Origin of the sequence: Methylobacterium sp. EM32, assembly GCF_040593685.1 — a bacterium.
Classification (GTDB): Bacteria; Pseudomonadota; Alphaproteobacteria; order Rhizobiales; family Beijerinckiaceae; genus Methylobacterium.
Genome location: NZ_JBEXZS010000058.1, coordinates 1 through 9,093 on the forward strand (window position 1 = coordinate 1; position 9,093 = coordinate 9,093).

A 9,093-nucleotide genomic window follows, 5' to 3' on the forward strand; every position below is an offset into this window, starting at 1 on the left:
CGGCGCTGCGGCCGACGCCACCACGTCAGGACAAGCTGCGCCGTGCGCACCAGACAGAACCTGTCGTTTGTGATCAGGCCATTGAGGAGGTGTTCCGTGCCCTCAAGCGCGACGGGCTCGGCCTGGACGGGACACAGGTGCGGGTGCCAGACAAGCTGTTCCGGCTGAGTGCCTTGGCGCTGGGAGCCGCCGTGCGGATCCTGCAGTTGGTCGACGCCCGCGACGCCAGCCGACGACCGATGCAGGACGTTCTGGATGAGGCGGCTCTGCCAGTGGTCGCGGAACTGGGGCGGGCCTGCGAGGGCAGCACGGACCGCCTGCGCAACCCTCACCCCGTCGGCAACCTGAGCTGGTTGGAGTGGATCGTGGCCCGCCACGGCGGCTGGAACGCTCCCAACTCGCCACCCGGTCCCAAGGTCGTCGCGCGCGGATGGGAGCGCTTCTCGGCCATGCTCGCCGGTGCCCTCCTCGCGCGAGACTCACTTCCGTCAAGGCCGTAGCTCTGCGGGGAGAGGAGGATATCTGCGCCACTTCTTTCCCCGAACAGCCCTGCGCAGAGGGGGGAGGGTTCCCACGCCCTTAGCGGTCGCCCCTCATGCCCCCCGCATCGCGTTCATCGTCAGCAGCTCGTAGGTCGCCGCCGTCTCGCCCGCCGCCGTCTGGATCTCCACGTCCCAGCGCACCTCGCCGTACTGGGCGTTGCGCGGCGACTTCTCCTTGGCGGTGAGCCGCACCCGGATCGCCTCGCCGGGCTGGATCGGCTTGAGGAAGCGCAGGGAATCCAGGCCGTAATTCGCCAGGACCGGGCCCGGATCGGGATCGACGAACAGGCCGGCGGCGAAGGACAGGAGCAGGTAGCCGTGCGCCACCCGGCCGGGGAAGAACGGGTGGCCCTTCGTCGCCTCCTCGCTCATGTGGGCGTAGAAGGTGTCGCCGGTGAAATGCGCGAAGTGCTCGATGTCCTGAAGCGTGATCACCCGCTCGGCCGAGTGGAAGCTGCGGCCGATCTCCAGGTCCTCGAAGTGGCAGCGGAACGGGTGCTCGGGGACCACCGTCTCCGGCGCGCCCTTGATCCAGCTCTGCGTGATCCGGCTCAAGCTCGCGGGCGAGCCCTGCAAAGCCGTGCGCTGCATGTAGTGGTGCAGGGCGCGCACGCCTCCCAGTTCCTCGCCGCCGCCGGCCCGGCCGGGGCCGCCATGCATCATGTGCGGCATCGGCGAGCCGTGGCCGGTCTGCTCCTTGGCGCAGTCGCGGTCGAGGACGACGAGGCGGCCGTGATAGGCCCCGATTCCGAAGACCAGCTCCGCCGCCGCGGCCGGATCGTGGGTGTAGAGCGAGGCGACGAGGCTGCCCTCGCCGCGATTGGCGAGCAGTGCCGCTTCCTCCAGCCCGTCATACCCCATCACCGTGCAGACCGGGCCGAAGGCCTCGAGCGCGTGGACCTGCCGGGCCCGGAGCGGGTCGGCGCAGTGGAGAAGCAGCGGCGGCAGGAAGGCGCCGGTCTCCGGGTCCGCCCCCTCGACCTGGAGCCGCGCCGGGTCGCCGAAGACCAGTTCCGCCTCCGCCCGCAGCGCCTCGACCCGGGCGAGCACGTCGCGGCGCTGCGCCAGGCCCACCACCGGCCCCATCCGCACGTCCTCGCGGGCGGGATCGCCGATCCGCACCGAGGCCAGGCGCTGCTGCAACGCCTCGATCACCGCCGGGACGTGGGCGCGGGGCGCCAGCGCCCGGCGGATCGCGGTGCATTTCTGCCCGGCCTTGACCGTCATCTCCTTGGCGACCTCCTTGATGTAGAGGTCGAATTCCGGCGTGCCCGGCCCGGCATCCGGGCCCAGGATCGCGGCGTTGAGCGAGTCGCGCTCGGCGACGAAATGCACTGCCTCGCGGGCGATGACGGGATGGCGTTGCAGCATCTGCGCCGTCTCGGCCGAGCCGGTGAACGACACCACGTCCTGCCCGGTGAGATGCTCGAACAGGTCGCCGGTCGGCCCGACCACGCATTGCAGGGCGCCGTCGGGCAGGATGCCGGATTCGGCGATCAGCCGCACCAGGGCGTGGGCGACGTAGGCCGTGATCGTGGCGGGCTTCGTCACCACCGGCACGCCGGCGAGGATCGCGGGCGCGAGCTTTTCCAGCAGGCCCCAGCACGGGAAGTTGAACGCGTTGATATGGACGGCGCAGCCCGTCCGCGCCGTCATCACGTGGCGCCCGACGAAGCTGCCGCCCCGCGACAGCGGCTCCACCGCCCCGTCGATCAGGAAGGTGGAATTCGGCAATTCGCGCCGGCCCTTCGAGGCGTAGACGAACAGCGTGCCGATGCCGCCGTCGATGTCGATCAGGTTGTCGGTGCGGGTCGCGCCGGTCTGGTGCGAGAGGGCGTAGAGCCCGTCCCGGCGCTCGTTGAGATAGGCCGCCAGGCGCTTCAGCATCTCGGCGCGCTGGTGGAAGGTGAGGCGGCGTAAGCCCGGACCGCCAACCCGGCGGGCATGGTCGAGCACCTCGGCCATGTCGAGCCCGCCGCTGCCGACCTCCGCCACCACCGCGCCGGTGACGGCGCTGCGGATCCCGGTCCAGTCTCCCCCCGGCGCGATCCAGCGTCCCTGGACGTAGCTCTCCAGCCGCATGGCGTCCCTCCTATTGTTATGCGCTCATTATTGACCGACCGGCCGGTTGGTCAAGCGCGGCTCGACAGGCCCCGGCCGGCGCCGCTATCGAGAGGCTCCCCCGAAGGACCCGGATGCCCGACCTCCTCGCGCCGCTCATCGACCACTTCCATGCCCGCACGCCGATCCGCGCCGGCTCGCTGGTGGTCACGGTCTTCGGCGACGCGGTGGTGCCCCGCGGCGGGGTTCTGTCGCTAGAATCGCTGCTCGCGATCACCCGGGCCTTCCGCATCGGCGACGGGGTGGTGCGCACCGCCCTGTCGCGGCTGGTCGCCGACGGCTGGTTCGAGCGCTGGAAGCTCGGCCGCAACAGCTTCTATCGCCTGACCGGCTCCGGCGGCGCCGCCTTCGCCCGGGCGACCGCCCGGATCTACGGCCCGCCGGCCCCGGCCTGGTCCGGCACCTTCGACCTCCTGCTCCTCGACGGCACCAACGATCTCCGGGCCGAGCTCGCGGGGGCCGGCTACGGCAGCCTCGCGCCCGATCTGATGATCGGATCGAGGCAAGCGGCGGATGCGGGGGAGGGGGCGTTGCGCCTTGCCGCCCGGCCCGGGGATGCCGCCACCGCCCGCCGCCTCGCCGCCCGCGCCTGGCCGGTGGCGGAGGTGGCCGATCGCTACACCCGCTTCGCCGCCACCTTCGCGGCGGCGGGGAAGGCCGTGGCGGCGCATCCGCCCTCTGGGCTCGACGCCCTGGTGCTGCGCATCCTCCTGATCCACGAGTACCGCCGCGCCGTGCTCAAGGACCCGCTGCTGCCGGCCGACCTCCTGCCGGAGGACTGGCCCGGCGCCGCGGCGCGCGACCTCTGCGCCGCGCTCTACCGCGCCGTCGCGCCGGCGGCGGAGGCCTGGCTCGACGCCAACGCCACCACCGATTCCGGCCCGCTGCCTCCGGCCGGCGCGGCATTCGCGGCGCGGTTCGCCGCCTGATCGCGGTCCTCCGGCGCGCGTGCCGCACCGCAACGTGTTACGAAAAATCTTGCAAATCGAAAATTCCGTGACATATTGCGATCCAGAACAGTGAGGGAGGCGCGGCCATGTACACGCAGGCCCTGAACGCCAAGGACAGCACGGCCGCGCTCGGCGGCCCCGAGGACGCGGACCGCGCGGCCCGGTTCCAGGCCCGGGTCGATGCCGAGGAGCGCATCGAGCCGAACGACTGGATGCCGGAGGCCTACCGCCGCACGCTGACCCGGCAGATCTCGCAGCACGCCCATTCCGAGATCGTCGGCATGCTGCCGGAGGGCAACTGGATCACCCGGGCGCCGACGCTCAAGCGCAAGGCCGCTTTGCTGGCCAAGGTGCAGGACGAGGCCGGCCACGGACTCTACCTCTACTCGGCGGCCGAGACCCTCGGCACCAGCCGCGAGGAGATGTTCGAGCAGCTGCTCGCCGGCCGCGCCAAGTATTCCTCGATCTTCAACTACCCGACCCTGACCTGGGCCGATATCGGCGCCATCGGCTGGCTGGTGGACGGGGCGGCGATCATGAACCAGATCCCGCTCTGCCGCTGCTCCTACGGGCCCTACGCCCGCGCGATGATCCGCGTCTGCAAGGAGGAGAGCTTCCACCAGCGCCAGGGCTACGAGATCATGCTGACCCTCTGCCGCGGCACGCCCGAGCAGAAGGCAATGGCCCAGGACGCCCTGAACCGCTGGTGGTGGCCCTGCCTGATGATGTTCGGCCCGCCCGACGCCGAGAGCCAGCACTCCGACCAGTCGGCGAAGTGGAAGATCAAGCGCTTCTCCAACGACGAGCTGCGCCAGAAATTCGTCGACGCCACGGTGCCGCAGGGCCAGTATCTCGGCCTGACCTTCCCGGACCCCGACCTCGCCTATGACGAGGCGGCCGGCCATTGGCGCTACGGCGCGATCGACTGGGAGGAGTTCAAGCAGGTGCTTGCCGGCAACGGTCCCTGCAACCGCCAGCGCATGAAGCAGCGCCGCGACGCCCACGCCGCCGGCGCCTGGGTGCGCGAGGCGGCGATGGCGCATGCCGAGAAGCGTGCCCGGCGCGCGGCGCAGGCCGATGCCGTGCCGCAGGCGGCGTGAGGGAGGGACCGATGCCCGAGCAGAAGATCCCGCTCTGGGAAGTGTTCATCCGCTCCCGCAACGGCTTGGCGCACAAGCATGTCGGCTCGCTCCACGCGACCGATGCGGCGATGGCGCTCCAGGCCGCCCGCGACGTCTACACGCGCCGCGGCGAGGGCCTGTCGCTCTGGGTCGTGCCCTCCGCGGCGATCGTCGCCTCGGACCCGGCCGACAAGGACGTGATGTTCGAGCCCACCGCCTCGAAGATCTACCGGCACCCGACCTTTTACGAGGTGCCGGACGAGGTCGGGCATATGTGAGGCGCGCTCGCGCCTCTCCTCCCCCTTGTGGGGAGGAACCGGAGGTGGGGGTGGTGCCGGATAGAGCGCGGCGGTGCCTCCTGCACCACCCCCACGTGGGATCTTCGATCCCCATGACCCCTCCCCACAAGGGGGAGGGGAAATTCCGAGCCTCCTTGGCATTCGAGGCCCCCATGCCCACCACCTCCCTCAGCCTCACCGAGACCCCGCTTCTCGCCGGCATCCTGCGACGGGCCGACGACGCGCTGATCCTCGGGCACCGGCTCTCCGAGTGGTGCGGCCACGCACCGATGCTGGAGGAGGACATCGCGCTCGCCAACATCGCCCTCGACTGCGTCGGGCAGGCCCGCTCCTTCTACGCCTACGCCGCCGAGGTCGCGGGCGACGGCCTCTCCGAGGACGACTTCGCCTATCGCCGCGAGGTCGGGCAGTACCGCAACTGCCTGCTGGTCGAGCAGCCGAACGGCGACTTCGCCGGGACGATCGTGCGTCAGGTGCTGGTCTCGGCCTTCATCGATCCGTATTACCGCGCGCTCACCGGCTCCCGTGATGCGACGCTGGCGGCCATCGCGGCGAAGGCCGAGAAGGAGACCGCCTACCACCTGCGCCATTCCGGCGAGTGGCTGATCCGCCTCGGCGACGGCACCGACGAGAGCCACCAGCGCGCCCGCGCCGCCCTCGACGAGCTGTGGCCCTATACCGGCGAGCTGTTCGAGGTCGATGCCGCGGAATCTGCGCTGATCGAGGCCGGCACGCTGCCCGACCCGCGCGGCTTGCGGGCGGAGTTCGACGCCACCCTCGACCACATCCTGACCGAGGCCACGCTCACCCGTCCCACGGGCGGCTGGATGCAGAGCGGCGGCCGGGCCGGGCGGCACAGCGAGCATCTCGGCTTCATCCTCTCCGACCTGCAATACCTGCAGCGCGCCCATCCGGGGGCGACCTGGTGACCCCCGCCGACGCCGACCTCGCCCGGCGCGCGCATGACGCCGCCGCGACCGTGTGCGACCCCGAGATCCCGGTCCTCACCATCGCGGATCTCGGCGTCCTGCGCGACGTGACGGTGGCGGACGGCCGGGTCGAGGTCGCGATCACGCCGACCTATTCCGGCTGCCCGGCGATGGACGTGATCGGGATCGAGGTGCAGACCGCTCTGGCGCAGGCCGGCATCCCGGATGCTCGGGTGCGCCTGGTGCTCTCCCCGGCCTGGACCACCGACTGGATGAGTGAGGCCGGCAAGGCCAAGCTCGCCGTCTACGGCATCGCCCCGCCGGCCGGCAAGGCCTCGCGCCGCGCCCTGTTCGGCGAGGAGCGGGTGGCCTGCCCGCATTGCGGCTCGGCCGCGACGGAAAAGGTCTCGGAATTCGGCTCCACCGCCTGCAAGTCGCTGTGGCGCTGCACGGCCTGCCGCGAGCCGTTCGATTATTTCAAGTGCATCTGAGGCGCCGATGACTCCCCGATTCCATCGCCTGCGCGTCGCCGACATCCGCCGAGAGACCCCGGACGCCGTCTCGATCGCCTTCGCGGTGCCCGACGAGGCGCGCGACGCCTTCGGCTTCGCCTGCGGCCAGTACCTGACCCTGAAGGCGACCGTGGACGGCGAGGAGGTGCGGCGCTCCTACTCGATCTGCTCCGGCGTCGGCGAGACCGAGTTGCGGGTCGCGATCAAGCGCGTCGAGGGCGGGCTCTTCTCCGGCTTCGCCAACGCGGCGATCGCGCCCGGCGACGAGATCGAGGTGATGCCGCCGATGGGCCGCTTCGGCGTCGAGATCCGGCCTCAGGAGGCCCGCACCTTCGTGGGTTTCGCGGCGGGATCCGGCATCACCCCGATCCTGTCGATCATCCGCACCGTGCTCGCGGCCGAACAGAGCAGCCGCTTTTTCCTGTTCTACGGCAACCGCGCCACCGGCTCGATCCTGTTCCGCGAGGCGCTGGAGAGCCTGAAGGACCGCTTCCTCGACCGCTTGTCCGTCTTCCACGTCCTGTCGCGGGAGACGCAGGACCTCTCGGTCCTCAACGGCCGCCTCGACGGCGAGAAGGCGGCCCTCTTTCTGCGCACCATCGTGCCGGCCTCCCTCGTCGACCACGCCTTCGTGTGCGGCCCGGGCGAGATGATCGACGCGGTGGAGGGCGCCTTGCTCGGCCTCGGCCTGCCGCGCGAGCGCGTCCATGTCGAGCGCTTCACGCCGGCCGAGCCGGGCCGGGCCCGCACCGCCCGCCCGGTCGCAACCTCCGCCGCACCCGCGGCACTCGCCACGGTCATCACCGACGGCATCGCCACCGAGGTGCCGGTCGCCGAGGGAGAGGCCGTGCTCGACGCGGCGATCCGCGCCGGCCTCGACCTGCCCTATTCGTGCCGGGGCGGGATGTGCTGCACCTGCCGCGCCAAGGTGGTCGACGGCAGCGTCGACATGGCGGTGAACTACTCGCTCGAACCCTGGGAGGTCGAGGCCGGCTTCGTCCTCACCTGCCAGGCCCGGCCGACCTCCGGGCGGGTGACGGTGGATTTCGATCAGGTGTGAGGCTCTTCGCTCGACGGCTTTGTCACCCTCAGTGTCATCCCGGGGCTCGACGCAGTCGAGAACCCGGGATCCATAACCGCCGACGCGAACGGAAAGGGCTGGCAGCGTTCCGCTTCACCTTGTGCCGTCAGCGGTTATGGATCCCGGGTTCCGCTGCGCGGCCCCGGGATAACACGGAGGGTCGATGATCGGGTGAGTCGTCTCACCCCCGCGCCGTCACCCGCATCCGCAAGCCGTCCTGCGGCCGCAGCGTCACCCGGTGCAGCGGCACCACCGGCCCGGCCTCCGGCGCCCGGTCGAGGCGCACGGCGTGGAGCACGTGGGCGAGCACCAGGGTCGCCTCCATCAGGGAAAAGCTCGCGCCGATGCAGACCCGCGGGCCGGCTCCGAACGGCAGGTAGGCGTAGCGGTCGATGCGGGCGCGGTTCTCCGGCAGGAAGCGCTCGGGGATGAAGGCGTCGGGCTCGTCCCACAGCCGGCGGTGGCGGTGCAGCACGTAAGGCGCCACCGTCACCAGCGAGCCGCGCGGGATCTTGATCCGCCCGATCCGGTCCTCGGCCAGCGCCTGCCGGCTCATGAACGGCACCGGCGGAAACAGCCGCATCGCCTCCTCCAGGGCCGCCTTGGCCCGGGGCAGGGCGTCCATGCCAGGAGCCGGGTTCTCCGCGAAGGCGGCGTCCACCTCGGCCTCGACCGCATCGCGGGCCGCCTCGTCCTGCGACAGGCAGTAGAGCGCCCAGGTCAGCGCGTTGGCGGTGGTCTCGTGGCCGGCGCCGATGAAGGTGACGATGTTGGCCCGCACCTCCAGGTCGGAGAGGCCGCGGCCGGTCTCCGGGTCCTGTGCCCGGAGCAGGAGGGTGAGGAGGTCGTGCGGCGCCTCTTTCCCTGAGGTGACCAGCGCCCGGCGACGCTCGATCAGCTCGTCCACCACCTCGGCGAAGAAGCGGAGCGCCGGCCGCGCCTTGAGGCGGCCGATCCGCGGCAGCCAATCGGGCATGCCGAACACGTCGAGGGGGTCGATCGGCCCGAGCGCCTCGAAGTAGCGGGTGATGGCGCGCCCGAGCGCATCGGGCTCCCGCGCCAAGCCGTGGGTGAAGATGGTGCGCTCGAGCACGTCGAGGGTGACGCGGGTCATCTCGAGCGCCGCGTCGACGCTCTGGCCGTCGCGCTTCCGCAGCCGGCGGGCGAGGCGGGCGGCGGCCTCGCCCATCGGGGCCTCGAAGCGGGCGACGTGGCGGGGCGAGAAGATCGGCGCCAGCGTGCGCCGCTGGAGGCGCCACTCGTCGCCCTCGGCGGTGAGCAGCCCGTTGCCGAGGCCCGGCGCCAGCACCCGGCGCTGCAGGTCGTCCTTGCGGTAATTGGCGGCGTTGTCGACCAGCACGTGGCGGATCGCCGCCGGCTCGCTCACCACCGTGACGCGGCCGAGCGCGCCCTCGCCGGTGACGATCGGTTTTTCGAAGTGCTCCTCGTACCAGGTGGTCAGCGGGTTGGCGCGGGCGGCGCGCAGGAAGCCGAACAGCCCCATCGGCTCGGTGCGGGGGCGGGGCACGGCGGGGCGG

8 protein-coding genes and 1 pseudogene are annotated in these 9,093 nt (G+C 71.5%); 7 read left to right on the forward strand and 2 right to left on the reverse strand.

The features are described 5' to 3' along the window. Nucleotides 1-500, forward strand: a pseudogene (locus tag ABZT49_RS09000) (hypothetical protein); the annotation flags it as partial. 93 nt (nt 501-593) lie between these two features. Here ABZT49_RS09000 and paaZ read toward each other — a convergent pair. Next, nucleotides 594-2,624 carry a phenylacetic acid degradation bifunctional protein PaaZ gene (paaZ, locus tag ABZT49_RS09005; RefSeq protein WP_355285490.1) on the reverse strand — a complete coding sequence of 677 codons (2,031 nt, stop codon included), beginning with the start codon at nt 2,622-2,624 and terminating at the stop codon, nt 594-596. A gap of 113 nt (nt 2,625-2,737) precedes the next feature. Here paaZ and ABZT49_RS09010 point away from each other — a divergent pair, with 113 nt between their 5' ends. From ABZT49_RS09010 to paaE, 6 genes are all read left to right on the forward strand, one after another. Beyond that, nucleotides 2,738-3,592 carry a PaaX family transcriptional regulator C-terminal domain-containing protein gene (locus ABZT49_RS09010; RefSeq protein ID WP_355285492.1) on the forward strand — a complete coding sequence of 285 codons (855 nt, stop codon included), beginning with the start codon at nt 2,738-2,740 and terminating at the stop codon, nt 3,590-3,592. 107 nt (nt 3,593-3,699) lie between these two features. Then, entirely contained in the window at nt 3,700-4,713 is a 1,014-nt protein-coding gene (gene paaA / locus ABZT49_RS09015) for a 1,2-phenylacetyl-CoA epoxidase subunit PaaA (protein WP_355285494.1), read from the forward strand. Nucleotides 4,714-4,724: 11 nt separating this feature from the next. Continuing rightward, on the forward strand, nt 4,725-5,012 hold the full coding sequence (gene paaB / locus ABZT49_RS09020) for a 1,2-phenylacetyl-CoA epoxidase subunit PaaB (protein ID WP_355285496.1): 288 nt from the start codon (nt 4,725-4,727) through the stop codon (nt 5,010-5,012). Nucleotides 5,013-5,185: 173 nt separating this feature from the next. After that, a complete protein-coding gene (paaC, locus tag ABZT49_RS09025) occupies nt 5,186-5,962 on the forward strand; it encodes a 1,2-phenylacetyl-CoA epoxidase subunit PaaC (RefSeq protein ID WP_355285498.1) in 777 nt (258 codons plus the stop codon). Further along, nucleotides 5,956-6,453: a 1,2-phenylacetyl-CoA epoxidase subunit PaaD gene (gene paaD, locus ABZT49_RS09030; protein WP_355285504.1), complete on the forward strand. Its 498-nt coding sequence runs from the start codon at nt 5,956-5,958 to the stop codon at nt 6,451-6,453. Before paaC ends, paaD begins: the two co-directional genes overlap by 7 nt. A 7-nt stretch (nt 6,454-6,460) precedes the next feature. After that, entirely contained in the window at nt 6,461-7,534 is a 1,074-nt protein-coding gene (gene paaE, locus ABZT49_RS09035; protein ID WP_355285500.1) for a 1,2-phenylacetyl-CoA epoxidase subunit PaaE, read from the forward strand. A 202-nt stretch (nt 7,535-7,736) separates the two neighbouring features. Here the strand turns inward: paaE and ABZT49_RS09040 are convergent. Continuing rightward, the coding region (locus tag ABZT49_RS09040) for a cytochrome P450 (protein ID WP_355285502.1) at nt 7,737-9,093 on the reverse strand (1,357 nt) is incomplete at its 5' end.